At 47.8% G+C, this 1,371-nt stretch carries 2 protein-coding genes; both read right to left on the bottom strand.

All coding sequences use genetic code 11. From position 1 onward, the window contains the following. A partial coding sequence (locus tag AC4E7D_RS07240) for a hypothetical protein (RefSeq protein WP_490173143.1) occupies window positions 1-306 on the bottom strand: 306 nt, incomplete at its 3' end. A 58-nt stretch (window positions 307-364) separates the two neighbouring features. Beyond that, a partial coding sequence (locus tag AC4E7D_RS07235; protein WP_490173142.1) for an aminotransferase class V-fold PLP-dependent enzyme occupies window positions 365-1,371 on the bottom strand: 1,007 nt, incomplete at its 5' end.

The following is a 1,371-nucleotide window of genomic DNA, read 5'->3' as shown; positions in this document are numbered from 1 at the left end:
CACATTGGCATTATCGGTCTCTTCGATTTGATAGGGCCTGCGATAACTTCCTGGAAAGAACAGTACATTGGCATCCCCCAATAGGTGTTCGAGGTCATTCAGGAAATAAGCCGCTTCCTCCTTATCGTCAAAGATCAGCAGAAAAGGGGCTTCTGAGGCTTCAAACAGTGCTGAGAGGACAAAGGAAAGTGAAGAACCTGGCAGGCCGGAGATCGATGATAATGCTTCTTTTTGGGCAATAGCTTTCCCTAGATTCCCTATTAAAGGAGCCTTTGCAAAAAGTTGTTTGATGTCGGATTTGGTCACCCGCTAAACTTTGTGCAAATATACGTACTCGTACTTGTATTTGAAATCCAACCGTGGCCTAGATCGAGAAACAGGCAAGTAACTTTTGAAAATCCTCAGGCGTATTGTAGAGGTGTGCGCTTACACGGACGGCATCCCCCCGGTAGGAAACATAAACCTGCCGTTTTTCCATTTCTGCTTTGATAGCATTCAGGTTATGGCCTTTCCTCAGGTAGATCCCGAACAGGTGACTGGCCCGATAGGCATCCTCCTCAATATAGAAGCCCAGTTCCCTGATTTTGGAAATGGACGGGGCAGCAATTTCCCCGCAATAGTCTTGTATGGCCTCGGGGGTCCACTCCAGCAATTGCTCAATGGCCTTCAGTAACATGGGGACAAGGTTGAAGTTGCTGGATTCCCCTACTGAATAACGTTCTGCCCCCGGTTGGAAGGCTTCCTGATATTCCGTCAGGCCTTTGAAATTCTCACTATGCAGTCTGTTGATCCAGTTTTCTTCTATGGGGACACCGTTGTTGAAATAGTTTCCGTAATAGGCCAAACCCAGCGCATAAGGTCCTAATAACCACTTGTATCCTGCACAAATCAGGGCATCGGGGTCCAGTTCCTTAACGGAAAAAGGTAAGGCCCCCACACTTTGGGTCCCGTCTATGATCATCAGGGCCCCTACTTTACGGGTTTTTTTCCGGATGGCCTTTAATAGGAACAGGGTGCCATCTGCCCAATGAACATGGGGTAGTGTTACTACAGCTGTCCGCTCAGTAATCTGGTTTAAAAGTTCTTCATTCCATTTTTCACCCCGGTTTTGGAAGGTTGCCGGAGGATGTATTGTGCGAAGTGTTGCTCCGTTTTCGTCTGCCAGGCGTTTCCAGGCATATACGTTGCTCGGGAATTGTTCCGCAACCATAAGAATTTCCTGTCCTGCTCTTATTTTGATATTACGTGCTGCATTGGCCAGGCCATAGGAAGCGGAAGGGATAAGGGCCAGTTGTTCTGGAGCATCCAGCTGGATTAATTTCCCAAAGCGCTCCTTGAGCAAGCTCCGGTTTTCGAAAAAATCTGTCGTGG

This window comes from Lentiprolixibacter sp. (genome assembly GCF_982873095.1).
The sequence above is the reverse complement of the archived record's forward strand: the minus strand, read 5'-3'. Positions and strand labels throughout refer to the sequence as shown.